This is a genomic window from Paenibacillus sp. ov031, from assembly GCF_900143165.1.
Lineage (GTDB): Bacteria > Bacillota > Bacilli > Paenibacillales > Paenibacillaceae > Paenibacillus > Paenibacillus marchantiae.
Window position 1 is genome coordinate 639,698 of the sequence record NZ_FRDO01000002.1, and the last position, 26,481, is coordinate 666,178.

Below are 26,481 nucleotides of genomic sequence, written 5' to 3' on the forward strand. Positions count from 1 at the left end.
GAATTTTAGAATTCTTATATGGAATAATGGAGGTTTTTTTCTGCATCGATCACTCACCTATACTTCTTCCGGGACTATCACTTCAATATGCCGAGGCAATACACTGATTTGAATGGGCAGAGAGGGCCCTTCTTCTCCATCCACATTTGTGCGAATGGCTTCTGTAGAACGGACGTGAACTTCTTTTGCTGTAAAATAATCAACATCCTTATGGTTCTTCAAGTTGCCAAACAACAGGGACGTTCCGAGTGTTACCGTATTAAAGACATTCATGCTACGGATCACAAAACAATGAATTAACCCATCATCCACCGCTGCTTCCGGGGACAATTTCTCAAAACCTCCAACCGAATTGGTCAGTGCCGCGAGAAAAAGTGGAGACTCCCCTTCCCAAAACTGCCCGTCATACTCAATAGTTAGTGGCTTAGCCGGTGTATTCATCAGGTCTTTTAATCCTTCTTTCAAATAAGCGAATGAACCCAGCTTCGACTTCTCTTCCGATGATACCGAAAACAACGCCTCTGCCAATGAACCGGCTGCCACCACGTTGGCAAACAGACGATCATTGATTTTACCGAGATCCACCCTATGGATCTGCTCCGAACGTAACTGCCGAATGGCTTCCTCCGGATCAAGCGAGATATTCAGCGCACGCGCAAAATCATTCACCGTACCCAGCGGCACCACACCCAGTCTGGGACGATGCTCCTGATCCATCATGCCGTTAATCGTCTCATGCAGCGTCCCATCCCCTCCGATGGAAATGACGAGATCACAGCCATCTTTGCAGGCACTCAGACAGTAGTTGGTCGCATCGCCCTCACCAGCCGTCTCATTGACCACCACTTCATACTGCTGTGATTCAAGAATTTCTTGTACCTGGGACACATATTGCTGAGCCTCTTCTTTACCCGACGATGGATTACTAATGATCATGGCTTGGCGCATACCTGCATCTTCTCCTCCAAATGGCTTTCTTACTTCATCTATACCCTTTCTGTTATGGAGTTGAATAGCATCTGGGGGAGTTGTACAATTTTTTTTGAAAAAGATGGCTGGAAGAGTGCAGTATGGGGTTTGTATCATATAGAATAGAAGTAGATGTTCTACCTGTCATGAATTTCTTGTTCCTTTTGCCCTATGATGGGTTAATAACTATAGATGTGTTTTTATTCGTGCCTGCATAAGTTAAACTGATCTATTTACACTTACCACTCCGATGGCAGAACTACCTTCCGATCACTGTTATCCCCGGATTTCTTTGATTCCCTTTTTCTAAAGGGAGAAATCCCGTGATAAAGGTGAAGCGTATGCTTTCGATGTAGCTTTCTTCCAGAAAGCTTTCAGCTTCGCTTCTTCAGGTTATTTCTGCCCTCTCCGTTATCGTGTAAATATTGTACTTACCTTATATATCATCGAAAAAAATCAATCTGTTCGGAGTATTTTAAAATCGGAATCGGAGGGAATTCATGCAATGAGAAGAATGACTCTACTATTTCTAGTATTCATCCTGAGTCTTGGGGCGGCTGGGCAAGCGATGGCCTATACCACGGCAGACTTGGGCGAAGGAATCATCAAAGATCCTGCACTGGAGAACGGACTGAAGCTGATCCTGAACAAACCGGTAGATGCCCCTCTAACCTCCTCCGACCTGGAGCAGTTGCAAGTAGTGGATCTGAGCAATGCAGGCATTCAAAGCCTGTCCGGTCTGGAATACGCCACGAATCTGACTCACCTCCGGTTATATGGCAATGAGATTGAAGACCTAACACCGCTGGCGCATCTGACTCGGCTTCGCGAGGTTGACGTTCGCAATAATTACATTACATCGATTGATGCACTGGCTGATTTGAAAGACCTGGGACGGCTGTATATCAGCAACAATTCCATTTCTTCCATAGAAGTTGTACGTGGATTCACCCGATTACATACGTTTCACGCCAGCGGTAACCAGATTACTAGTCTCTCCGCACTGGCGGATGCAGATGATCTTCAATGGCTTGAAATCTCGAATAATACGATAACGGACCTTACACCACTGGCGGATAAAAGAAAACTGAAACAGCTCAATGTGGCCAACAACCACATTCATACACTGGATGTACTGGCTGATCTGCCGAATACACTTCAGAAGCTGAATGTGGCAGGCAACGAGATCTCCGATCTGATGCCCTTGAAGCATATGACACGCCTGCAGACGCTGGACTTCTCCGGGAATCAGGTTCAGCATCTGGCACCCTTGGAAGACCTGGTAGGGTTGAAAGAACTGAATGCGGAGTCCAATCAGATCTATGATCTGGAGCCGTTACGCCAGCTATCCAAGCTGGAAGTACTGAAACTGTCCAATAACCGGGTGTGGAATCTGTCACCGATTGCCGGTTTTACTTTTACAAGAAACAGCTCTGCAAATACAAATACGATAACGGATATCTCGGCTTCCACTTCCTTATCCTCCGGTACGCAGACCTCGGTCTCTGAACCGGAACCTGCCGGACTTACGGTGCAAAATAATTATCTGGATGTTGCGAACGGTAGTGACACGATGCGCCTGCTAAACCAGATGAATGTGCGGGAGCAGAAGCGTACTCCACAGGGTAATTTCCAGCGGCTTATTGAAGGCTCTACCACAGCCTATGTCGGGGATCGTGCTTACGCACTGGAGGCTGCACCTTTTATCGATGAGGGACGGACCTATGTACCACTCCGTTTTGTCTCCGAACAGTTGAATGCCAGCGTGAACTGGAATCCGGATACACAAGAGGTTCAGATTGCGCAGAATGATACAACGATTCATTGGACGGTGGGCAACAAACAGGTGGTTGTGGACGATACGCTTGCTATAAACGATGCACCCCTGCTGATGAAGGATGGAAAGGCGTTTGTCCCGGTACGTTTTATTTCGGAGCAATTCAATACGACGATTGCGTATATCGGAAGCAGCAAAACGATTCTGATCTTCGAAAACAAAGCGCAGGACGAAAATGTACAACCTTAATTAAGCAAAGCATGATCAAGCACCGCGCACTTATCTCAACTTATCTTAATGCACAATTCAATTCATATGCCCTCCATGTAGATTGTTACATGCACAGCGAAGTCCCCGTCTGAACATCAGCGGGGATTTTTGATGAGCATTAAACTAGATACGATCACGCGGAATGCGATTATTTAATCGAAAAAACGGATGCTGCCCATGGTCTGCCTGTATTCACTGGGACTCATACCAGTCCATCTTCTGAACTGACGACTGAAGTGCGCAAGACTGGAATATCCGAGCATGGTAGCAACCCGAGTGAGGTTAAGATCAGGCTGGTGTATCAGCTGCTTGGCCTCGTGGAGCTTCAGTTCGGACAAATATCTGCGCGGGGAGATGCCGTATACTTTCTGAAACGTCTCCAGAGCATATCCAGGGCTGATTTGAAGCGAGGCCGCAATCTCTTCAATCCGAATCTCCTTATCCCCCAGACCTTCCCGCTGGATATTCCCGGCATTGAAGCGGCTTTTGATTGCCTCAGCAATCAGTGTTGCATAGTGCGCCACAGTAGGCGATACGGCTTCTTGGGAACGGGAGAAGCTTTGCTCTGCCAATATCGCCAAAATCTCCAGCAAACCAGCCTGCATACGGAACAGATCTGATGTTGTATATTCTTCTCTGTGCTGAAGCAGATCCACCCATTTCATCATAACTTCCGTTAATCGCTGATTATCCTCGCCGCCACATGGGAACAACATCTGCACATGTCTACTCATCTCCTGGCGAAACAGAACCTCATCTACATTGAAATGGGCAATAAAGTAGGTCAGCCCCTGCTCCTGATTACATTCATTGGTATGTTTGCATCCAGGCGGGATAAGCAATATATCTCCTGCGTGGAGATCATAACGGATGTTCTCCAGTATCGTCGTCTGCGATCCTTCCAGAATCAGTATCAATTCAAAGGCCAAATGCGATTCCAGCGGCACTTGCCAGCCTCGCTTTACCTTCTGCATGTGAGCACCAAACAGCTTGACGTTCCAGTCCGTCGCAGGCAGCCATCGGCTCTCCGGAGATAGATAAGAACGGTATGGTTCAGGAATGATCATGCATTTCACCACCTTGGATTAGGGCAAATTTTACGCGGTTCAGCGTATCTTCTTTTGCAATGGGACTTGATATACTGACTGTACATCATACCTAAGATTCAAGCGAGGAGGAAATTCCAATGTCCCTGACATTACATGGTTATTCCACTACACCAGATCATGCATGGAAAGAGATCTCTTATACATCTACAAATAAAAACGCTAACTTAAAGCTCACAGGTGAACAGCATCAGCTTGTAGAAGGATTTGGCGGTTGTTTTAATGAGCTTGGTTATATTGCCCTGTCCCACTTGAATGAGGAGCAGCGTCATGACGTATTTCATTCCCTCTTCCACCCGGAAGATGAACATAAATTCAACATCTGTCGCCTGCCCATTGGCGCGAGTGATTATGCAGAGCAATGGTACAGTCACAATGAGGTGGACGGCGATGTGACCATGGAACATTTTTCGATCGAACGTGATTTCAAATATCTGATTCCATACATCAAAGAGGCCCTGAGCTATAATCCGAATCTGCAATTCTTCGCCTCGCCGTGGAGCCCGCCCACCTGGATGAAATCACCGAAAGCCTATAACTATGGAACGCTGCGCTGGGAGAAGGATATCCTGGAAGCTTATGCGCTGTATTTCGTCAAATTCGTACAGGCGTACAAGGACGCTGGCATCACCATCCATCAGGTCCATGTACAAAACGAAGTCATCGCGGATCAGAAATTCCCTTCCTGCATGTGGACAGGAGAGCAGCTGCGTGAGTTTATCGCCGATTACCTGGGTCCTGCCTTTGATCAGCACGGTCTGGATACGGAAATCTGGCTGGGAACGATCAACGCACCTGATCCATGGGAAGAATTGATCAAGAAGAAAACCAATGATTTTGATGAATATGCCGGGCTGGTGCTTAGTGATCCCAAAGCCTACGCCTATATCAAGGGAGTTGGTTATCAGTGGGCAGGCAAAAATGCCATCCAACGTACAGCCGCGAGCTACCCGGAGCTTCGTTACATGCAGACCGAGAATGAGTGCGGTGATGGCAACAACTCTTGGAACTACGCCAAGTATGTATTTAATCTGTACCAGCACTATTTCAGCAATGGAGTGAATGCGTATATTTATTGGAACATGGTTCTGGAGCCGAAAGGCCGCAGCACATGGGGGTGGGAGCAAAACTCCATGATTACGGTAGACCCGGATGCCAAAGGAATCATTCGGAATCCCGAGTATTATGTGATGAAGCATTTTGCTCATGATGTCGTGCCTGGTGCACGAAGAGTAGGACTGTCTGGAGCCTGGAGTGGCAAAGCCGTGGCCTTCCGTAACCCGGACAATAGTCTCGTCATTGTCATCAACAATCCGTTCAAGGACAGCCGTGACCTGCAACTGGCATATGAAGGGCAGACACTCCGGTTCGAGCTGGAGGCTGATTCCTTCAACAGTATTATTATTTCCCAATCCTAATACCCATTCAAACCACGAAATAGCGTCATGTCCCCCTACTTGATGTGGGGGATATGACGCTATATTCTTGTGCAAAGTTATGGAAAGAAATGATTCTGTAAATGATTTTGCCTACCTCGCTTAAGGATTGTTCGCAAGATAATTTCTCAGCCATTGCAGTGCTGGACGCTCTGTACCATTGGTATTCACTAAATGAGAACCGCTCACCCAAGTCTGACCTTGATTAAAGCCCCACAACGTCACACCTTTAACGGCCGAATGCTGCCAGAGGACAGGGAATTTCTGCTGGTAGCGCTGCAGCTGTGTGTTATCATCGCCGGTTATATCCAGTTCGGATACATAGATCGGCAATCCGGTTGCGGCCAGTTTGTTCAATACGGTATTCATTGTGCTGACAGAAACGTTATCCATATTAAAGTAATGACACTGGATGCCGATGCCATCAATCAGGCCTCTGCTCTTCAAGATATTGATGATCTGAACGTATTGATCAGCTGCATTCGGATCGCCAATAATCCCATATTCGTTCAGCAGGAGTTTGGCGTTCGGGAAAGCTTGTCTTGCTTGCTCAAAAGACCAAATAACCCAGTCCCACCCTGTCGCTCCATCCCCGCCTATGGCGTTACGATAGGAAGGTTTGGCATGTAATGGTTCGTTAACTACATCGACAAACGCGGATTTGGAATATCTCTGACCTGCTGCCTTGATCCACTGGATTACTTCAGCTTTCTGATCTGCAGCGGAAAGTCCACTAATCCAACCTGGCTCCTGACTTCCCCAGACAAGCGTGTGAAACTTGAACGGAAATCCATTGTTGTTGGCATAATTGTAGGCAATATCTGCCTGAGACCAGTTCATATTGTTACGCGTGGCTTCGACTGCTCCCCATTTTGTTGAATTCTCCGGCGTTACCTGATTCCAATAGGGACTGAAATTGGAGGGAACACTGCTTGCAATGATATTGCCCAAAAACTTGCTACCTTTGGCCAAACCTGCACTCACACTGCCAACCGCGACTGAGGTAGCGAGCACACCAACCAATGCCAGTGAACCTACAGTCTTAAACCATCTGGACTTGAACATGATCTTCCTCCTTTGAATTTTAGTATTCGACTCATTGGTAAGCGCTTACAAATTTCATTTTACTGGATATATTTGTAATTATCCATGTAGAAAGTATAGCTTGTCCCTCAAAAAGTATAGATGTTGGGCACTAACATGATGACTTAACTAAATGACTTACACTTTATTATATTTACAAATCTATAAATATAGATATAATGTAATTCTGAGAACTTATTATATCGGCCATATATTTTTATATAGGTGAGGAGGCATTTTTTTAGTTTAATATATCTATTTTTCTATATATATAAATATATTTGGAGGTCTAGACTTTAACATGAAATCGAAATCACAACAGGTTAATCCGTTACTCATCCTCATTCTGGCGCTCGGTGTATTCGCCATCATTACTACAGAAGTCGGCATTATCGGAGTACTGCCCCTGATCACGCAGAAATTCAACATCACCGCTGCACAGGCCGGATGGCTGGTAAGTATTTTCGCTCTCGTCGTTGCTGTGTCTGGCCCTTTCCTGACTTTGCTCGTATCTGGTATCAATCGTAAAACCATTTTGTTAACTGCCGTGCTATTGTTCGCCATTTCCAACGTAGTATATGCCTACACAACCCGATTCGACATGATGCTAATCTTTCGGATTATCCCGGCCATTTTCCATCCAGTCTTCTTCTCCGTTGCTCTCGTCACGGGTGCCAAGCTGGTCCCACCGGAAAAAAGCAGTCAGGCCGTTGCCAAAGTCTTTACCGGAATCACTGCCGGCTTTGCATTTGGCGTGCCCCTAACTTCCTATCTTGCGGAACGATTCTCGTTGGAGGCTGCGTTTTGGTTCGGAGCGGTTGTCAGTATCATTGCTTTCATCGGTATATGGATATGGTTGCCCTCGATGCCTGTGCAAGAGAAGATGTCTTATGGCAAACAGATCGGCATTTTGCGGAAACCTGCGCTGTGGCTAAATATTGCTACTGTCATTTTTATTTTTGCAGCGATGTTCTCCGTATATAGTTATTTCGCCGAATATCTGGGGCAAGTCACCCAAATGGGCGGTTCATGGATTAGTGTGATGCTCTTGGCCTTTGGTGTTATTATGATCGCCGGAAATTTGGTATTTGGACAGCTTCTGCATCGGAATATTCCGAGGACCGTTCTCCTCTTCCCGGTGCTATACATGGCGGCTTATTTACTCGTTTTCTATGCAGGTACCTACTTCATTCCGATGATTATCATGGTGTTCGTCTGGGGTGCGATTCACTCTGGCGGTCTGATTGTCAGCCAAACTTGGCTTACGACGGAATCTCAGGAAGCGCCGGAATTCGGAAACAGCCTCTTTGTCTCTTTCTCTAATCTGGGGATTACTCTCGGTACCTCCATTGGCGGCTGGTTCATTGCCCAACTCGGCATCCATCAGGTCATCTGGAGCGGAATCATCTTTGGTTTGCTTGCTTTGGTATCCATCGTTGTCAAAATAAAATTTTTCACCTCTCGTAGCGGTAATTCAATTGAGACGGTATAAGAGTTAAGTGATCCGATCAGGAATGGAGCATTTTACGTTCAAGTATTAACTTCATCTGGGCATCCAGTTGGTAAGGCATAGATATGGGATCGGTAACTGCGAATTCCGTATACTCCGTCATATACACCTGGTTTTGCCTCACTGCAGGCATTTCCTGCCACCAGATGCTGCTCGACATATGTTGATACCGCTCCGAATCCAGTACCGTCAGGAACAAGTGGTCTCCTACATAGGATGCAACTTGCTCCTCTGAGATCATGAGATAAGCCTGACGGTCAATTAATTCCTTCTGTATACGTTCAGGTGCCTGGAGTCCAAGGCCATCATACAGATTGTAGGCTCCTCTGCACCAGTAATTCCCGAACACATAGATTGAGTCATCGCGTATTTCCATCACAGAGAACGTATCCGTACTCTGAATCATACCTTTCAACCGCGATCTCAGGCGCTGTGCCTTGCGCTCATATTGCTTCATTACCTTCTCCGCTTCAAACCCCTTACCAAAGACCTCACCAAGTTTCTGTAACAATACGAATGGCTTGTCGTCGTTCTGTGAAAAAATATATGTCGGCGCTATTGGCGACAACGTATCGTACTCCTCCTGATTTCCAACCAGAATCATCTCTGGCTGCAAATAGGAAATTTCCTGCGGGTCCAGCGGTACGCTGTTGACCTTATGGAAACTCGTACTCAACTTGCTTAGGTAATGCTCATTGGCTAGATTTTTGGCTACCGCTGCTGGGCGGATCCCAAGGGCAAGCAGATGACCGAGGCAACTCATCACACAGATGTTAGATGAACTTTTCCGATGGTTAAGAATGAACTGGCCCGGTGAAATTCCTTCCATCTGTTTAAATCGACGATTGAAATAGTATTCATCCCGATATCCCACCATAGCGGCCACCTCCTTCATACGCTCCCCGCGTAATAGCAGTTGTTTGGCATGTTCCATCCGCAGAGTTGTCATATAATCCGACAGATTCGTTCCTGTCAGCTGCCTGAACCAATGGGTAAACCTCCGCTTGCTAATCCTGGCCTGATCTGCCAACTCATCCACGGTAATTTCCTCGTTGTAACGGCCTTTTAGCTGCGTAATGATCTCGGATATGTTCGCTCTTGTATGCTCACTGGAGACTTCTCCTTCGTGCTCAGGGGTATCTTTCAGTACCATGCTCATCAATCTCTGAAACTGGGTGTGAATGCCGACTCGTTGTTTGCGATCCTGCGCCATACGGCGGTTTTCAATGGCCCGGATTCGCTGCACTATGGATCGAAATCCGGCCGTATCCGTTTCGCGGGTCTCTATAAGGGAAGGGGACATTTGGCGCTCAGGATCATGCAATGTAAATGCGATTAACCACACGGATAACAACGCCTCTTCATTCATCCGAATCTCTACAGTGTGTCCCGCATTGATGACCAGGGGCACCCCATATTGCAGTTCATTTATCTTACCATCGCAAATGAGCAGACCTTCCCCCTCCTCGACCACAATCATGAGGTCGGTGGTTAGCGTTTGTCGTGGAATGCCATCTTTATGCGATAGATGTTGTAGAGCCAACCCGTGAAGTTCGTAATAAATGTCGGGAACAACGTACCGGGTTTTGAGATGAGTCAGATCCACAGCTAGCTCTCCTTTTTTCTGATAACCATTATCAATTAGAATCATCATAACCCAACTCTTCCTTGGTTATCAATGACCGAAACTTGCCCACAACCAGCCTATTAATGCAAAAAAAACGTCCTATTATTCCATTGAATGCACCCTTGAACCGCATTACACTTGGTTTATTGATAATGATTATCAGTAAATGTTTAACCATACAGGGGGATATTCATGATACACAAAATGTCGAGATTCACCACGTTGCTCACCTTATGTTTGATTGTATTGGTTGCAACAGCTTGCGGTAAAACAGCCGATTCAACAAGTAATACAGCACAGACCACCAGCCAAACTGAGGAAAAAGGAACCCAAATGGCGACCGATGCCTATGGTAACCAGGTGGAGATTCCCATAGCGCCCAAACGTATCGTATACACAGACAACACCGTTGGGGATCTATTAATTTTTGGTATCAAGCCTGTAGGTGTGGTACAGCAAGGTCTGCAATACGCGACGTATAAAGACGAACTGAAAGATGTTGCAGATATCGGCTGGCCGCCAAGTCCGGAGAAGATTGTGGAACTTCAGCCCGATCTGATTATTACATCAACTCCCGACCAAAAGCAGAATGAGACGCTCTCCAAGATCGCTCCGGTTATCCTGACCAATGAATGGGACCCTATGCCTGATCGGATCAAGCGACTGGGCGAGTGGCTCGGCAACAAGCAACTGCCTGAAGAATTTCTCGCACGTCATGAAGCTGAGATTGTGAAGATGTGGACCGCATTGCAGCAGGATGGCACCATTCAGAAGGACGAGACGGCATCCGTATTTCAATACATGATTGGCCAGAAAAGATTGAGTGTGTACACGACCAGTTACCTGACCGGTTTTGTCTATAACAAGGATGGATTCAAGCCAACCACAGCGATTCAGAAAATGATTGATAACCCGGATGACTATGGCTATGCCGATATTTCCACCGAACAGCTGCCCGAAATTGCCGGAGACCGGATTTTCATTGTGTATTACAGTGACGAAGAATTGAAGGAAGTTGAGAACATGACCAAGGGTCCCGTATGGAGCCAACTGCCTGCTATCAAAGCCGGTAAAGTATATTTCGTGAATGGTGGGCTAGGTATATCAACAGATCCGCTGGCGAGGGAAGAACTGATCAAACAACTTCCTGTGATGCTTAAAAAATAAAGGGTTTCTGCCCAACGAATCATGGAGGTTAGCGATGAAAGATTCACTTGAACGATATGATGTGACCATCATCGGCGGAGGACCCGCCGGGTTATACACGGCTTTTTATAGCGGAATGAGAGAACTGAAGACCAAGGTCATAGAAGCACAGGATGAACTGGGCGGAAGAGTCCTGACCTATCCTGAGAAAATGATATGGGATGTTGGGGCCATGCCCCCAATTCGTGGGGAACAACTCATTGCCCAGTTGATTGGACAAGCCCGCACATTTGATCCGACGATTGTGCTCGGCCAGCGGATTGTCGGCATGGAGCGTCAGGAAGATGGAACCATCCTGCTCACCGCTGATCATGGTCAGCAACATCTGACCAGGACCGTTATTCTGGCCATTGGCTATGGCGAGCGCCAGAACGTCAAGCTTGAGATTGAAGGAGCAGATCGCTTCGAGGTGACCAACCTGCACTACACGGTTCAGGAGTTGGAACGATTCCGGGATCAGCGGGTACTAATTTCGGGTGGAGGAGATTCCGCTGTGGACTGGGCAAATGAGTTGCAGTCCATTGCCAGCAGCGTAACGATCGTTCATCGCCGGGATCATTTTGGCGGTCTGGAGCGAAGTGTTACGATGATGAAGAACTCCTCCGTCCAGGTTCGGACACCCTATACCATTGAAGCGCTCCACAGCAGCGACGGGACACAAATTGATCGTGTATCCCTCCTCCATACTGAGACGTCAGAGCGAGAGCAGTTGGAGGTTGATGCGGTCATCGTTAATCACGGCATGAAGTGCAACTATGGTTCCATTCGCGATTGGGGTCTGGATCTCGGTGAGTGGAACCTGGAGGTGGGAGCCGAGATGACGACCAACGTTCCCGGTGTATTCGCTGCAGGCGATTTTGTAGCCTATGATAGCAAAGTTGAATTGCTGGCAGGCACTTTTACCAGCGGTATTCTCGCACTAAACAGTGCCAAGCGATATATACAACCAGATGCTTCACTAATGGCCTATGTATCTTCACACAATGAGCTGTTCAAAGAGAAAAACCGGGCTTTGGGTATGGTTGAGGAAGAAGTTTAAACATATAGAGATACGCGTAGAGACCACTCTGATCACTCCCTATGGAATTTCCATGGAATGATCCAGAGTGGTCTCTTTTATTTGTCATTTTGTGGTTTACATTTACCAAATGTTTATCTAGTATTAACTCCAATAACACATATCTTTACATAACACTAGATAACAAGGGAGATTACAACATGCGCAAATTTTCGCCAAAACGTTACGCCGGATGGCCCTTATCATTCCTCTTATGTGCCTCCATCCTCTTCGCACCTTTTGCCTCCACTCCGGCTCAGGCTGCTGAAGCAGACAAGGAAACCAAGATTACGTTGCTGGGAACATCAGACATTCATGGCCGATTTATGCCGTGGGACTATGCCCTGGACGGTCCGAATCCGACAGGCAGCATGACGCAGTTGTACACGATTGTAAAAAAAGTACGTGCTGAGAATCCGAATACGATTCTGCTGGATGCAGGCGACATGATTCAGGACAACTCGGCTGAACTGTTCAACGATCAACCTCAATCTCCCATGATGGTCGCAATGAACGAAATGAAATATGACGCATGGGTTATGGGAAATCATGAATTTAACTTTGGATTGGACGTATTAGAGAAGATTTCCTCACAGTTCAAGGGACAACCCTTGGTAGGTAACATTTTCAAAGAAAACGGCGACCGCTACATGCCTGCTTATACGATTATTGAGAAAGATGGTATCAAGGTTGGTGTCATCGGAATGAACACACCTATGATTACGGAGTTCGAGAAAGGTACGGATCACCTGGACGGCATCATTGTCAAAGACCCGGTGGAGGAGACCAAGAAGGCCATCGCTGAGCTGAAAGGCAAAGTGGACGTCATGGTTGGACTTATGCATATGGGACTCGATAACGAGAACGGGAACCCGGGCACCGGGGTTACGGATATTGCCAATGCCAACCCGGAGCTAGCTGCTATTTTTGCCGGACACATGCATACGCTGATTGAGTCCCAAACGGTTAACGGCGTATTGATCTCCGAGCCGAACAAATATGGTTCACACATTTCACGGATTGACCTCACGTTTGCCAAAGAAGGCGACAAGGTTGTACTGAAAAGCAAGGAAGCACAAGCACTCGCTGTAAAAGCAGCTGATGGCTCTTATGAAGTGTCCGATCCCGGACTGGAAGATACACTGCATCCGTTCCACGAGTTCGCTCGTGCCGATGCCAACATTGAAGTAGCCGAGCTAAAAGGAACCAATCTGGTACCAGCAGATGAGATCAAAGGCATTCCTGCTGTGCAGATTCAGGAGACACCACTCTCTGACTTCTTCACTGAAGTCATGCTGCACTATAGCGATGCCGACGTAGTCGCGCACCAGATCGATAACGATAAGGCCAAGCTGGATGTCGGACCGATCAAGAAAAAGGATATTGCGTTCAACTACCAATTTACCTTTGGTGAAGTAACGGTATATGAAGTGACCGGACGTGATCTGAAGGATTACATGGAATGGTCTGCGGGTTATTTTAACTCCACACGTCCTGGTGATGTGACGATCAGTTTTGACCCGAAACGACGTGCTTCCAAATACAGCACCGACGATTTCTTTGGCGGGGTGACGTATGAAATTGACCTGACCAAGCCTTACGGCAGTCGGATTACGAACCTTAAATACAGCAATGGCACAGTGGTTAAAGAAGATGATACACTCAAGCTCGGCATGAATGCCTACCGGATGGAAGCCCTGATTGCCAAAGGTGGTGCACTGGAAGGACGTAAGTTCAAGCAATTGTGGTCCTCCAAGGATGCTTCGGCATTTGGCGAGATTCAAGGTACGATCCGTAATCTGTCCATTGCTTATCTCAAAGACGTGATGAAAGGCGTTTATGAACCGAAAATCCAGCACAACTGGAAAATCACCGGTGTCGATCTGACAGCACCTGCACGTACAGATATTGTAGAGCTGATTAATGATGGCATCATGTCTGTTCCGACAACGGAAGATGGCAAGTATACCAATATTGCGTCCATTAACATTTTGGATGCGGTGACTGAAGAAGAAATGACTGCACTTGCCGCCAAAGCGAACGTAAGTATCGCGAAATTCTCTGGCGTGAAAACCAAAGGTGAGTTCTATCAAGAGCTGAATAAAGCTCGCAAGGCGTCCACTGGCAGTGCTGAGGAAGAGACTAATACACCTGAGAAGCCGACAACACCAACGGTACCGAAACCAGACACATCGAAACCCGGCAAACCATCTACATCACCAAGTACAAGTAAACCAGGTACAGTCGTTAAAGGTAAACAAGCCAAGGTTACTGCGGCCTACCTGAACATGCGCTCCAGCGCTTCATCCAAAGCCAAAGTAGTTACTGCCGTACCGAAAGGCACCGTCCTTGAAGTAATCAGTACAGATAAGTATGGCTGGGTCAAAGTGAAACTGGATGGACGCGTAGCTTATGTCTACGGAAAATACGTAACTATGCTGAAATAGACTTCCAATTGACGACTTTAGGTAATTAATCTATTCATAAGAAAGACCTCCTCCACAATGCATGTGGAAGAGGTCTTTTACTTTTTTTGGATTTTAGAGCCGTATGTTACGTGTTCACTTACTCCTGCGCTAAGCTTCGCACCCTTTTCACAAACTGCTCCAGCCTGGTACCATTCGTTTGTTTGGTGAATTCAAGCGCCTCGTTCGAGAACCCCTCATAGGCAGAAAGGACATAATCCCCATCGACGATATAGTACATACCATAACGAGAGAAGAAATAACCTCCATGTTGCTCGGACCCTACTCCCTTATTGATCGCTGTAACTATTCTCTGACCAGGCATAAGTTTAGGCTCGAGCGCCGCAAACGCTGCGTTATAGAACAGAAATGTCTCCTTGGCTACATCTCCTCCTACAATCACTTCGTGCACCTTTACTTTGTAAGAGACGAACTCAGCTTCGTAGGGAGTCATTCCCGTATTCTCCTGCTTTTCTGCCATTTTGCTTTCAGGTGTATCTGATTCAGTGGTCAACACCATACTGAGATTCGGCAGGACGTTCACAACCTCTGCCACAACAACTGCATCTGAGAAGTCCATGATCCCTCTAAAGGTCACTTTTTTCATCCATGGAGTCACGAGAGACTGTGGCGATAATGGGTAGTCCTCCCTTAGTTCCTGTAACCGTTCTTGGGAGAGAACATCTAAAAAATCTGATTCATCATCCGAGTTAGAAAAAGGGGCCGAGCAACCCAATAGACCGACTGTTAACGTGATTGCAAACAACCAACACACTACACGAAGTTGTGTCACGCATCCTTCTCCTCCCTAGCGTTTTCTCACCTTATATTAATCCCTCTTGACATCCCAGCTTGCAAGCATGCCTCTCGCCATTTCCATATTGGATTCTTCCCCAGTGATTAACGCAAACTGTGCCACAATTGCCGGGTATGCCGCCCACTGTTCTCGAATATGCTCCAACATCCGAGGCCACACCCTTCCCCCTGCCTTCTCATAGCGATTGAGCAAATCCCGCAAGCCTTCCTCTTCGAAGAGTGCATAATAGATAACAAAATCCTTGCCGGGATCGGCAATCTCCGCCTCAGTCCAATCAATAAGTCCAGTAACACGCTGGGCATCGTCGACGATAATGTGCGGCGGATGCAGATCACCGTGGTTGAACGTGGAGTGCTCAGGCCAATAGCTGTCCGTTGTCAGCCAAGCTTCCCAACGCTTGGCCAGTTGATCTGGCACCTCAAAGCTTTGTTTAATCCCCTCAATATTGGCTGCAAAAGCTTTACGAGCTTCTGTAGGCGTCTTGCTGCGCACTCCGCCCTTTACCGCCTCATCAGGATCAATGTTGTGCAATGCGGCAAGGGTAGCAGCGAGCGAATCGAAGAAATCATCGGATAAGCTTTCCTGTGGAAATCGCCATGCGTACCCTCCCCCTGCCGGATCGACGACCGCAATCGGTTCTCCATCAAGTAAAGGATAAGCGATCAGTTCCGGCGTACAAATTCGCCACTCCGGTACCTCTACCGGAAGATGGCTTTTTGCAACCTCCAGCACCTTGCGCTCATTTTCAGCCCGCTCCCATACATCCTCACGCCGTGGCTGGCGCAGTATCCACTGTTGTCCCTGTTCATCGGTGGCAAACGCTACCCGAAAGTCCATACCGGACTCATTGATTTTCATGGATTCCTCAGCAATATGAAGCCCGTTCTGTGCAGCTAAAGATTTTAGTTCCTTTTGAAATTCAAACTGCTCATTCACGTTCGATTTTGTCATTTCAGGATTTCCCCTTTACCTCAATAAAATAAAAAAACACAGACATCCATGCCTGTGCAGTTCATTTCGGATATTGGGTGTACCTGAATACTCGCAGAAAAATAGTAGTACACTAAAGAACCACTCTAAACGAGTGTTTCTTTAATGACTAGCGGCATACGTGTAAATAGGCAAACCGATCCCGATGAGCTGCACACAGGCAGAAACACAGCAAGCGCAAACAAACGTTTCGCCATACTATCTCCATCGGATAAAATTTGCCACACGTATCCCTCCGTTCCGTAAGTTACCCATATGTTAACATATTCCATTTTTTGATTCCAGCTTAAATGGTGGTTTTTTGTTATTTTTTCAGCGATGTGTAGGAACTTTGTTGACTCAGAAACCGTAATTGTCCCTTTGGATGGAGCCTTCTTCCGAGGAATCCTACAGCCCCGAACGTGCCGTAGAATTATGGGACTGGAGTTCAGAAAGAGTTGGTTTGCATCATACGATTTAAACATCATTGTGAATTACTCCGTTAACCCACCTGCATATAGAGTATAATGAAGAGGTATACGATAAATGTACGGTGCAATGCTTGTATATAAGCATATTGCATAATTCGATTCCAAACGCTCCCGTGTACAAGTCGCTTTAAGGAATTATGCAATATGCTCTTGTATTTAAAACTAACGTAAAAGAGGTTAACGATGAGTAAGCAACAATTTAAAGATTATGGACTTGGCGAAGAAATCGTAAAAGCGCTGGATAGCCTGGGTTATGAAACCCCAACGGAGGTTCAAACCAAAGTTATTCCAGTAGCCCTTGAAAATAAAGATCTTGTGGTCAAATCCCAAACAGGCAGCGGGAAAACAGCCGCCTACGGCATTCCAGTCTGTGAGCTGGTAGATTGGAACGAAAATAAACCGCAGGCTTTGATTCTCACGCCAACCCGCGAGCTGGCTTTGCAAGTGAACGAAGACATTACCAATATCGGACGCTTTAAGCGTATTAAAGCAACCGCATTATACGGTCAGTCCCCTTTTCATGTTCAGAAAGCCGAGTTAAAACAAAGAACACATGTCGCTGTAGGTACACCTGGACGGGTATTGGACCATATCGAACGTGGCACCCTGCCACTGGATCGGATCTCATACCTTGTCATTGACGAAGCCGATGAGATGCTGAATATGGGCTTCATCGAGACGGTACAATCCATTATCCAAGCACTGCCTAGTGAGCGAGTGACGATGTTATTTTCCGCGACGTTCCCTGAAGATGTAGCCAAGCTGTCACGCAAATACATGAACAATCCGGTGGAGATTGAGATCAAGGCAAGTGGTCTTACCACAGCCACGATTGAACATGCCGTGATTCACGTGCCAGAGGTAAACAAAACGGCGCTGCTTCAAGACCTGTTTATTGTTGAAAATCCAGATAGCTGTATCGTGTTCTGCCGTACGCAGGAGAACGTGGATAAACTGTTCCGTGTCATGGCTGACCTCGATTATCCAGCCGATCGCATCCACGGAGGCATGGAACAAGATGAGCGCATCGAAGTAATGAATGCATTCAGAAGAGGACAATTCCGTTATCTGATTGCAACGGATGTTGCCGCACGCGGGATTGATATCACGAATATTACCCATGTCATCAACTACGATATTCCTTTGGAAAAAGAAGGCTATGTGCACCGTACAGGTCGTACGGGGCGCGCTGGTAAAACTGGTAAAGCCTTTACCTTGGTTACCCCGAAGGATGGCAGACGTCTAGCCGAGATCGAATCGTATATCGGATTTGCCATTCCTGTCGTGAAAGCTCCTTCCGAGGAAGCTGTTGACCGTCGTCGGGAAGAGTTCGAGAAGCGTTTGAAGATCGTGCCTGAACGCAAAAAGGACAAGCGTGAACAGTTGAACCAACAGATCATGAAGTTGAACTTCAACGGAGGTAAGAAAAAGAAACTCCGTGCGGTAGACTTTGTAGGCACCATCGCCAAGCTTGAAGGCGTCACTGCAGACGACATCGGGATCATTACGATTCTGGATAATGTGACGGATGTAGAGATCCTGAACGGCAAAGGCCCACTCGTACTGGAGCTCATGCAGAATACAACGATTAAGAAGATTCAGCTCAAGGTTCGCAAAGGTCATAAATAGATTTTGAATCTGTTTAAATAGAGTGTTATTCAAAAAGGGATCGTAGCTTATTTTATAAGTCTACGATCCCTTTTTATATATTGAATGAGGTAAATCACTCGCTATCGCCGCTATATTCAGGATAAAGTTCCATTTGTTCATCAGGGTACACATTGTTCACTTGTACAAGATTCCATTTTTATTACACTAAATATGTAAACGCTTCACAAAGGACCGATATTAGGAGGTGTACGTAATGGGCAACAGGAAAGCAGTCTGGTTTCTGGTCTTCGCGCTCACGCTAACCATGTTTGGTGTTCTTCCAGAACGGACCAGCGCGGCAAGCGTGACCATCACCAACGGTTCCGATTGGCTGGATACCGCAGGCAACCCCATTCAGGCCAATAGCGGAAACATTCTGAAAGTCGGCAGCACGTATTATTGGTACGGAGAGCATGCGGTCAGCGGTAAGTTTGACAGCGTTAATGTCTATACTTCAACCGATCTGAAGAACTGGATGTTCAGCAATGCCATACTGACCAAGGATTCGGCCACCGAGCTAGCCTCCAGCAAAATTGAACGTCCCAAAGTCATCTACAATGCCTCCACGAAACAGTATGTGCTATGGGCGCATTACGAGAACGGTACTGATTACAATCTGGGGCGGGTTGCGGTAGCGACCAGCAGTACACCGAACGGAAAATTCACGTATGAGGGAAGTTTTCGACCTTTGGATTACGAGTCACGCGACATGACTGTTTTCGTAGATACAGACGGTACAGGTTATCTGATCACAGCTTCCCGCAAGAATGGCGGGGCCAATGATACCATGGCTATTTTCAAAATGAACGCCAGCTATACCGGTGTGGAATCCTTTGTGGGTTGGCAATTCGATAATGCCTACCGTGAAGCTCCTGCCGTTGTGAAAAAGGGCAATCGATACTACCTCTTCACCTCCCAGGCTGCTGGCTGGTATCCAAACCAGGGCGCGTATGCAACCGCATCGTCCATGACAGGCACGTGGTCCGCTCTTACACCTTATGGCAATCCATCGGCCTTCGGCTCCCAGATCCATGATATTGCCACCATTACAGGCAGCAACACCACATCCTATATTTATATGGGCGACCGCTGGAATCCACTCAATCTTGGTGAACATAAACATATCTGGCTTCCTTTAACCTTGAACGATTCAAATGGAACCGCCTCACTGGAATGGTACAAAGAGTGGAATATCGATGCTGTAACAGGCACGGTAACGCCACCTTCTCTTGTTAATCACGCCCAAGGCAAAACAGCTACCGCCATCTCCACAGCCTCCGGCTCATCTGCATCCAATGTCAATGACGGCAACTATCAGACTTCTTGGGCAGCATCGTCCAGTACTTGGCCAGCTTGGTGGCAGGTCGATTTCGGTGCACCGAAGACCATCACAGAGATCGATATCTCCTGGTTTATGTATAAAGGATCGGAAGGCTATTATAAGTACAAAATTGAGATCAGCAACGATGGCGTCAACTACTCCACGCTGGATCGAACCAGCAACACCACCTATGGGTTTACGACCGACGCTGTTCATTTTACCGCCCGGTATGTACGTATCAATATGGTCAACGCTGTCCTGTGGAACAATCCGGGTAACTGGTACACCCCAACCCTGCATGAGGTCAAAATGTTAGGCCCAGCAACACCTGATGCGACGAATTACAGCCGTTTCAGCTCCTTCAATTATCCGGATCGGTACATCCGTCATTCCAACTTCACTGCACGGATCGACACCAACGTCTCACCTGTACTGGATTCCCAGTTCCGCGTCGTACCCGGCTTGGCCAGCTCTACAGGTATCTCACTGGAGTCTATCAACTTTCCTGGCTACTTCCTGAAGCGCAACGCCAGCAACAAAATCGTACTTGAGGCATACACGGATACCGCCGCCTATAAAGGAGATGCCACATTCCTGAGCAGCCCCGGCTGGGCTGACAGCTCCAAATTATCCCTCCAGTCGTACAGCCAGCCCGGATATTACATCCGACATTACGACTACGTATTGCAGCTGGATGCCATCAATGCTTCCAGCAGCACAACGGTGAAGGGTGACGCCACGTTTGGGCGAACCGATTTTTAGTTTAGCGATCGGAGATGAGAATGAGCATCCACATCTCGAAAAAAGGCCGCTTCTTCAGAACTCATACTGAAGACGTGGCCTCTTTTGCTGTATAAAATTTATGATTGGTGTGTACCTACTTGAAGGGGCGTATCTAGGTAAAGTATTCCTTAACACTCAGGGGGCAGAGCCTGATGCCGATTCTCGAGGAAATATGCAATGGGGAGTACTCAACGCACAGGACTCACAGACTCTAAATGAATTATTATAGCTTATTGACGATATCCAAGATTTCTTTCATATTGTATGTGTCGTCCTGAATACGCCATTCTCCTTGTTCCTGTAAAAAGGTAATCTCCCCTTCTAACGGAATGGTCTTCGTTTCTTCTCCATCATAATTCGTAAATACTAAATTCAGTGTGTACTCCACAAGCATCCAATCATTTTTACTTTCTTTCATCTTCGCTTTTATATCTTTAGCATGCAGTGACGCATCTTCTTTGTCTGCCACCTGGAATGGTAAACCCATACTATTTCTTTCAAGATTCCGTTCAGTCAGGAAGGGCTTCAAAATCTCTTTCTTGGCTAGCACATTTTCTACGGTTAATAATTCTTTACCCTCCATGTTATCGACTGCAAACTCCGCCTTTTTATAATCCAAGGTCATTTCAAGAGCCTGCTGCTCTTCCTGGGCCGATGCCTTTTGGTTCGTCAATATACTCAACTGACTAGTTGAAGATGGAGCTGACTCTTGAATATTTTCGATTTTTTTGGACTCGTTACACCCCATCATTATGATAGACATCAGAGTAACTGTTCCGATGATATAATTTAATTTACGCAAAATCATCCTCCATCCTGTGCGTTCTTGTTATCGACTACAGCTGAATACATAAGCGGGCGGCAGGTTACGGTACACCCTTGTCATGCTTACGTTTTCGAAAAATTGCTTGAGCAATCCCCGTTTGAGTAACGTGTATTGAAAAGTAATGAACTTGCCATCTTTCTTCAAATATTGCCTTGATTTAGCTAAAATGTCCAGTGATACCTCCGCAGGCAGACTCGCAAAAGGCAGTCCGGATACAATGTAATCAATCTTGTCCAGTCCATATTGTTGCATGTGCTGATCGACATGCACGGCAGAATCGTGAATGATGTGTACATTCGGAAGATGACCGTACTTTTTGCGAAGCAGCCGGCAGAAGCGGGCGTTGTTTTCAATCAGGATCAGAACCGTCCCTGGCTGCATATTCGCAAGCAGCATTTCCGTAAACACCCCCGTGCCCGGCCCATACTCCACAATGCATGATGCACGGTCAAATGCGATGTCTTTCACCATTTTCGCTGCTAGATATTTTGAGCTGGGGGCAATCGCCCCAATCCATCTGGGACCCTGGATGTATTGCTTCAAAAAAGATAACCACTCCATGCTGTCCGACCCCCTAAGTTGATTTCTGAGATCAGTATAGAATTCAAATCTGTAGAAGCAGTCGATGAAACTAAGAAGAATAATGAAGATTTGCGACCTTGGCATGCTATATCATATTCCGGAAGGACAAACCTTGCGAATGCTGCGGGTTAAAAGTGTAGAAACACAAAAAGCCACATTCGATTTCTCGAGTGCAGCTCTAATCCTTTAATCACTTTTTGGAATATACAATTTTCTTGATACTATCGATGGACAAACAAAATTGTTCTGTGAGTTGGTCGATGGACATGCCCGCAGCAAAGAGCTGGCGGATCTCATCGTTCCTTTGCTTCAAAATCATCCGGCTGCCCGAATTCTCGCCCCACTTTTGATGGGTTTCCTTGGGTTTGGGGATGTACACCATTCCACCAGGGATATGACGCTGGATCTCCCTTAGCAATGATTCCGGAAAGATCGTGTCTGCGTTAATATATTTCATATTTGCTCCGCTCCTTAAAAGTTAAGATCTTTAAGGCAGCAGAGTCAACCGATGAACACTTGTTATACGCATTATAGTGGTGTGGCGGAAATAGATTTCAAGCTCTATACAAACAACCGCCGTTGTTCATCGCATGGACTCTGCATAGAGCGGATCGTGAAACTTCTTATAAATTGAATCATGGTAGCCCCCCATTCTAAGTTACTTTCATGGTACTCTTATATGTTCCATATGAGAACACCATATCCTTTTACAACATTCAATACTGATTCAAACTCCGTTCCAGCATCTCTCTCACTTGTTGTTGCAGCTCCAGAGGCTCAATTACCTTCACTTCAGGCCCATAGGAGAGCAGCTTCCGCGCTGTAAAAGGAAACTCCTCAGGCGGGACAAGTCCTCTCCACTCATTCCCTCCAACCGACTTGAACAGTACATCTGATCCTGCCAGTCTCGCCCCAAAATCCGTGAATTGCAGCACCACTTCTACGCTTTTTCTATTTTCCTTATAATTCAGCCACTCTTTCAAACTAGGAACCGACTCGTCGATAGAATCCAGCATAACCAGCTCCTGCATGCGATCCACCCGATACAACAGCACCCGATCCTTCCTCCTGGCCGGCATATACCAATACCCGTGATCGTAATAGATGCCGATGGGGAAGACCTGTACTTTTTTATGTCCCTGCCGGGAATGATATATAAATTCAATCTCTCTTTGATCTACTGCCGCGCCTAATATCTCTGTTGTTACTGCCTCGACCTGTACAGCATGATGTTGAAGGAACGTAACGTGCTGCCTCATCCGTGTAATCAGATCCTGTACATCCTGAGGTAAAGTTGAATAATACTCCACGGCGAGATGCTCACGTATCGATCCATACGGAAAATCCGGGACGTTCTCCAAATATTCAATCATCATAAACAAACCCAAAGCCTCATGCTGTGTAAGTTGAAGAGGTGGCAAAATCCGATTAGGAAGCACTCGGTAACCCCCGTTCACTCCGACCTCCGTATACAAAGGAAAGCCCAACTCCTGCAGATCATTCAGATCTCGCTGGATCGTACGGATCGACACCTGAAAACGCTCCGCCAATTCACGAGCCGTAAATTTCTTTCTCGAATCCATGAGTCGCATCAATGCGAGTTTTCGATTATTCATGTTCACCCCACCTAACTACGTCAACATTTGTCATAGATGGAGTGTATCATACATTTCAGAAGGGAGCGATTGATATGTCTAACAATAAAGTTGTGTTATATATTGCGATGAGTCTGGATGGGTACATTGCAAGACCGGATGGTTCGGTGGATTGGCTGTTTGATGTGGAAGGCGATGGCGCCGATAACGGGTATGGCGAGTTCTATTCAACGATTGGATCGGTGGTTATGGGACGTCTTACGTATGAAGAGGTGCTCAAGCTGTCAGAGGATTTCCCCTATGCGGATCGCCCGACGTATGTACTTTCCCGATCCAAACAAGCCCCTGCACCACATGTACAATTTAAGGACGAGGCTGTGGAGAACCTGATTACCCGATTGAAGCAAGACTCCAGCGGTGACATTTGGATTGTTGGCGGAGGCCAGCTGGTGCAATCCGTTCTGGAACAACAACTGCTCGATGAGGTTGAGATTGCCATTATTCCAAAAATCCTTGGCCAAGGAATCCCCCTATTTCCAACAGGGACGGTACCAACCCATTTCAAAATGATTCATACACAAACGCTGGGGCAGATCATTTCCATCCGCTATCAGGTACAAGGGAAGTAATTTTAGCGTAGTTAACACATCCCTTTCGATGTATAAGGTGTACTAAAAGAAGAGCCAGGCCTCTCTAACTAAGAGAGGTCTGGCTCTTCCGATTTCAAATGTAAATTAAAATTATTTTAAAATTCCCTTTAGATATTCCGCTAACGCATCAGCAGTCCTTCGATGAGATATCTCACCCGGATGACTTCTGGCGCCTACCGTCTCCTCGGTCGTATTGGGAAGCTGTATAACCGAGACTTTCGTATCTCCAGCCTGTTTCGTATAAGCGTCAACAGCACGATAGATCGCTGGCATCATCGGGAATCCAAGCATGCCGTATGCCCATACGAGATGCGCCTCAGGATTGTTTTTTCGAAGTTGAATTAGGAAGCGGGTCACGGCATTCTCAAAAGCAGCCAGATCCTCTTCATGGTAAGTCCCGTCTTCGTTCAGGCGTTGCTTGTAGACCTTTCCAGTAACGGGGTCCTTCCATTCTGGTGTCTGAAAGGCTCCTCCATCATTGCTTCCCAGATTAATCACCACTACATCCGGCTGCCAGGAATTAAAATCATGCTTATCCCCAGCGCCAAGTGCTGCGTTCTTATCTCCGGTCACCAATCCACAGACTTGCTCGTAATAATCAGGGATATTGGCATTCGGATTGTTATCCCAACTCGTCAGCACACCCCAGCCGCTCTGGGAGATGACGCGGTATTCTGCATTCAGCGCTTCTGCTGTCATGGCCGTATAATTATGTATGGCACTAAACCACATCGGAATCCAATCCTCTTCCGCTTTGCCCCCGATCGCACCTTCTCCAGATGTAATACTGTCGCCAATAAATTCAATCTTGTACGGTTTTTCCTCTACAGGCACGAAGACACCATCTGATTTCACCGCATGAATCTGCAAGGAACAGCCCGGATCTCCATTCATGGCCTGTACATCTTTGACGATGCGTACATTTTTCACCACATTCTCGTTCATGCCTCGGAATACACAGATCCAATACCTTCCCGCTATTAACATCTGTCTGCTCACCGGGACACCGTTAATCAGAATGCTGATCCAAGGTTCATACAGGTCATAATCAGACTCGATTTCTACCCACAACTCAGAGCCTTTTACATGAAGTTCAACCGCGCTTCCGGTCCAAAATAAGGTTAAGGGCGACCGTTGTCTTGTCGTTCTGCCATGTACTTTAAGATTGCTGACATCAGACAACGCGTACGTTTGTAATTTCTCATTAGCCTTCACGATGTATTTCCTCCCGCATAATTATTGCCCCAACAGGGCAGTCTCATATGACTAGATTTTGAGAAAATCGTCTACATGCTTCTGGTATTGCTTGTACCAGATTTTCCATTCTGCTTCACGAGATTCCAAGGTACGACCATCCAGTAATGCCTCAATGACGTTCAGGCAGACATGCCACCCCGCTAAATCTTTAGGTGTATGGCTTGTGATGTGATGGATGGTCTCGAGCAGCAGCAGACGACATCCATTCGGCTCTGGATATAGCTCAAACCGAACCCGGTCTTCTGCCCAGGTATATTCGAGAACAGAGCCATGGATAAGCTCGATAATGTTGAGTTCCTTAAAGGTACCATCCGGCATATTAAACTGGATGCTTCCCCCTTCCCGAAGATCCGTTACTTCGAGTTCGGAGAACCATTTTGCAAGCTTTTCGTTTTCCGTCAAAAAGGACCATACATCCTCCACAGTGTGCTTCCAATGACGTTCAAAACAAGCCATGGTGCCGTTCGGTACTCGCTTCAAATCTGCAATCATAATGGTACCTCCTCTATAAGGATTAATCGATATTATGCAAGGCCTTAAGCGCTTCCTCTTTGTTTTTCAAAAAGAAAACATGCTTGCCATGGTTGCACTCATAAATGAAGTCTCTGAGACTTTTGCTGTTGTATCCATCAAAATCTCCGACTATAGCAAGTTTCACCTGGTAATTCACGTATTTCTGCAAAATATCACCTGCAAGTTTGGTCTTCAGTTCGAAGAAATCTTCCGTGAGGTTGGATTTATCAATCAAGATTTTATGTGCGTCATCTGTATAGTTCACGGAGGCCATCAGATCGAGAGCGTCTTGAACATTGTTAATAACGATGTTATTGCTTTCGATGATGGCAACCCTGGAGCTGCCCTGTTGATCAATAGTTATATTCATTTTAACCCACCTTCCTCACAGCTTTTCTTTTATAATATCTCGCAGTTCCATAGTGAAAGCAACGACTTTTTGAGCGTGTTTACATATTCATTTGAACCCTCCGGATGCTATGTGTATTTCCATGATTGTAATTATTTACAACAATTCTTCT

At 46.5% G+C, this 26,481-nt stretch carries 23 protein-coding genes; 9 read left to right on the top strand and 14 right to left on the bottom strand.

Features of this window, described 5'->3' with window-relative positions; translation table 11 throughout:
* Positions 1-57: 57 nt before the first annotated feature.
* On the bottom strand, positions 58-948 hold the full coding sequence (locus BUA17_RS13000) for a diacylglycerol/lipid kinase family protein (protein WP_072733862.1): 891 nt from the start codon (positions 946-948) through the stop codon (positions 58-60).
* A gap of 526 nt (positions 949-1,474) precedes the next feature.
* Between BUA17_RS13000 and BUA17_RS13005 the strand changes: the two genes are divergently transcribed.
* Entirely contained in the window at positions 1,475-2,995 is a 1,521-nt protein-coding gene (locus BUA17_RS13005) for a leucine-rich repeat domain-containing protein (protein WP_072733863.1), read from the top strand.
* Positions 2,996-3,168: 173 nt separating this feature from the next.
* Here the strand turns inward: BUA17_RS13005 and BUA17_RS13010 are convergent, their stop codons facing one another.
* Complete coding sequence (locus tag BUA17_RS13010) at positions 3,169-4,083, bottom strand: AraC family transcriptional regulator (protein ID WP_072733864.1); 915 nt, start codon at positions 4,081-4,083, stop codon at positions 3,169-3,171.
* A gap of 119 nt (positions 4,084-4,202) precedes the next feature.
* Between BUA17_RS13010 and BUA17_RS13015 the strand changes: the two genes are divergently transcribed.
* Positions 4,203-5,540, top strand: a complete 1,338-nt coding sequence (locus tag BUA17_RS13015; RefSeq protein WP_072733865.1) for a glycoside hydrolase family 30 protein — start codon at positions 4,203-4,205, stop codon at positions 5,538-5,540.
* A 120-nt stretch (positions 5,541-5,660) separates the two neighbouring features.
* On the opposite strand, the gene BUA17_RS13020 is transcribed toward BUA17_RS13015, so the two are convergent.
* Positions 5,661-6,623: an endo-1,4-beta-xylanase gene (locus BUA17_RS13020; RefSeq protein WP_072733866.1), complete on the bottom strand. Its 963-nt coding sequence runs from the start codon at positions 6,621-6,623 to the stop codon at positions 5,661-5,663.
* 319 nt (positions 6,624-6,942) lie between these two features.
* Here BUA17_RS13020 and BUA17_RS13025 point away from each other — a divergent pair, with 319 nt between their 5' ends.
* The gene (locus tag BUA17_RS13025) at positions 6,943-8,133 is read left to right on the top strand and encodes an MFS transporter (RefSeq protein WP_072733867.1); all 1,191 of its coding nucleotides are present in this window, start codon (positions 6,943-6,945) and stop codon (positions 8,131-8,133) included.
* A gap of 16 nt (positions 8,134-8,149) precedes the next feature.
* On the opposite strand, the gene BUA17_RS13030 is transcribed toward BUA17_RS13025, so the two are convergent.
* Positions 8,150-9,805 carry a helix-turn-helix domain-containing protein gene (locus BUA17_RS13030; RefSeq protein ID WP_072733868.1) on the bottom strand — a complete coding sequence of 552 codons (1,656 nt, stop codon included), beginning with the start codon at positions 9,803-9,805 and terminating at the stop codon, positions 8,150-8,152.
* Positions 9,806-9,970: 165 nt separating this feature from the next.
* Between BUA17_RS13030 and BUA17_RS13035 the strand changes: the two genes are divergently transcribed.
* The 3 genes from BUA17_RS13035 to BUA17_RS13045 all read left to right on the top strand — a co-directional run bounded on the left by BUA17_RS13035 (position 9,971) and on the right by BUA17_RS13045 (position 14,488).
* The gene (locus BUA17_RS13035) at positions 9,971-10,945 is read left to right on the top strand and encodes an ABC transporter substrate-binding protein (RefSeq protein ID WP_063565837.1); all 975 of its coding nucleotides are present in this window, start codon (positions 9,971-9,973) and stop codon (positions 10,943-10,945) included.
* Between the two features lie 34 nt (positions 10,946-10,979).
* A complete protein-coding gene (locus BUA17_RS13040) occupies positions 10,980-12,023 on the top strand; it encodes an NAD(P)/FAD-dependent oxidoreductase (RefSeq protein WP_072733869.1) in 1,044 nt (347 codons plus the stop codon).
* Between the two features lie 179 nt (positions 12,024-12,202).
* Positions 12,203-14,488 carry a 5'-nucleotidase C-terminal domain-containing protein gene (locus BUA17_RS13045; protein ID WP_072733870.1) on the top strand — a complete coding sequence of 762 codons (2,286 nt, stop codon included), beginning with the start codon at positions 12,203-12,205 and terminating at the stop codon, positions 14,486-14,488.
* A 118-nt stretch (positions 14,489-14,606) separates the two neighbouring features.
* On the opposite strand, the gene BUA17_RS13050 is transcribed toward BUA17_RS13045, so the two are convergent.
* From BUA17_RS13050 to BUA17_RS31200, 3 genes are all read right to left on the bottom strand, one after another.
* Positions 14,607-15,299, bottom strand: coding sequence for a hypothetical protein (locus BUA17_RS13050; protein ID WP_072733871.1), 693 nt, complete (start codon positions 15,297-15,299; stop codon positions 14,607-14,609).
* Between the two features lie 36 nt (positions 15,300-15,335).
* The gene (locus tag BUA17_RS13055; protein WP_072733872.1) at positions 15,336-16,274 is read right to left on the bottom strand and encodes a macrolide 2'-phosphotransferase; all 939 of its coding nucleotides are present in this window, start codon (positions 16,272-16,274) and stop codon (positions 15,336-15,338) included.
* Positions 16,275-16,399: 125 nt separating this feature from the next.
* On the bottom strand, positions 16,400-16,540 hold the full coding sequence (locus BUA17_RS31200; RefSeq protein ID WP_157258564.1) for a hypothetical protein: 141 nt from the start codon (positions 16,538-16,540) through the stop codon (positions 16,400-16,402).
* 426 nt (positions 16,541-16,966) lie between these two features.
* Between BUA17_RS31200 and BUA17_RS13065 the strand changes: the two genes are divergently transcribed.
* Together BUA17_RS13065 and BUA17_RS13070 are read left to right on the top strand one after the other, a co-directional pair.
* On the top strand, positions 16,967-18,412 hold the full coding sequence (locus tag BUA17_RS13065; protein ID WP_072733874.1) for a DEAD/DEAH box helicase: 1,446 nt from the start codon (positions 16,967-16,969) through the stop codon (positions 18,410-18,412).
* Positions 18,413-18,698: 286 nt separating this feature from the next.
* Positions 18,699-20,516 carry an AbfB domain-containing protein gene (locus BUA17_RS13070; RefSeq protein ID WP_244552143.1) on the top strand — a complete coding sequence of 606 codons (1,818 nt, stop codon included), beginning with the start codon at positions 18,699-18,701 and terminating at the stop codon, positions 20,514-20,516.
* A 244-nt stretch (positions 20,517-20,760) separates the two neighbouring features.
* Here BUA17_RS13070 and BUA17_RS13075 read toward each other — a convergent pair whose 3' ends face one another.
* The 4 genes from BUA17_RS13075 to BUA17_RS13090 all read right to left on the bottom strand — a co-directional run bounded on the left by BUA17_RS13075 (position 20,761) and on the right by BUA17_RS13090 (position 23,561).
* Positions 20,761-21,339, bottom strand: a complete 579-nt coding sequence (locus tag BUA17_RS13075) for a hypothetical protein (RefSeq protein WP_072733876.1) — start codon at positions 21,337-21,339, stop codon at positions 20,761-20,763.
* A 27-nt stretch (positions 21,340-21,366) separates the two neighbouring features.
* Positions 21,367-21,924, bottom strand: a complete 558-nt coding sequence (locus BUA17_RS13080) for a class I SAM-dependent methyltransferase (RefSeq protein ID WP_072733877.1) — start codon at positions 21,922-21,924, stop codon at positions 21,367-21,369.
* A 211-nt stretch (positions 21,925-22,135) separates the two neighbouring features.
* A complete protein-coding gene (locus BUA17_RS13085) occupies positions 22,136-22,402 on the bottom strand; it encodes a CD3324 family protein (RefSeq protein ID WP_072733878.1) in 267 nt (88 codons plus the stop codon).
* A gap of 259 nt (positions 22,403-22,661) precedes the next feature.
* Entirely contained in the window at positions 22,662-23,561 is a 900-nt protein-coding gene (locus tag BUA17_RS13090; RefSeq protein ID WP_072733879.1) for a helix-turn-helix transcriptional regulator, read from the bottom strand.
* Between the two features lie 68 nt (positions 23,562-23,629).
* Here BUA17_RS13090 and BUA17_RS13095 point away from each other — a divergent pair, with 68 nt between their 5' ends.
* Positions 23,630-24,169 (top strand): dihydrofolate reductase family protein, encoded by a 540-nt coding sequence (locus tag BUA17_RS13095; RefSeq protein ID WP_072733966.1) that lies wholly within the window; start codon positions 23,630-23,632, stop codon positions 24,167-24,169.
* A gap of 111 nt (positions 24,170-24,280) precedes the next feature.
* Here the strand turns inward: BUA17_RS13095 and BUA17_RS13100 are convergent, their stop codons facing one another.
* Genes BUA17_RS13100 through BUA17_RS13110 form a run of 3 tightly spaced genes read right to left on the bottom strand, consistent with a single transcriptional unit; the run spans position 24,281 to position 26,330 of the window.
* The gene (locus BUA17_RS13100; protein ID WP_072733880.1) at positions 24,281-25,405 is read right to left on the bottom strand and encodes an SGNH/GDSL hydrolase family protein; all 1,125 of its coding nucleotides are present in this window, start codon (positions 25,403-25,405) and stop codon (positions 24,281-24,283) included.
* A gap of 51 nt (positions 25,406-25,456) precedes the next feature.
* The gene (locus BUA17_RS13105) at positions 25,457-25,939 is read right to left on the bottom strand and encodes an SRPBCC family protein (protein WP_072733881.1); all 483 of its coding nucleotides are present in this window, start codon (positions 25,937-25,939) and stop codon (positions 25,457-25,459) included.
* A 22-nt stretch (positions 25,940-25,961) separates the two neighbouring features.
* Positions 25,962-26,330 (bottom strand): DUF4180 domain-containing protein, encoded by a 369-nt coding sequence (locus BUA17_RS13110; RefSeq protein WP_072733882.1) that lies wholly within the window; start codon positions 26,328-26,330, stop codon positions 25,962-25,964.
* Positions 26,331-26,481 lie beyond the last annotated feature (151 nt).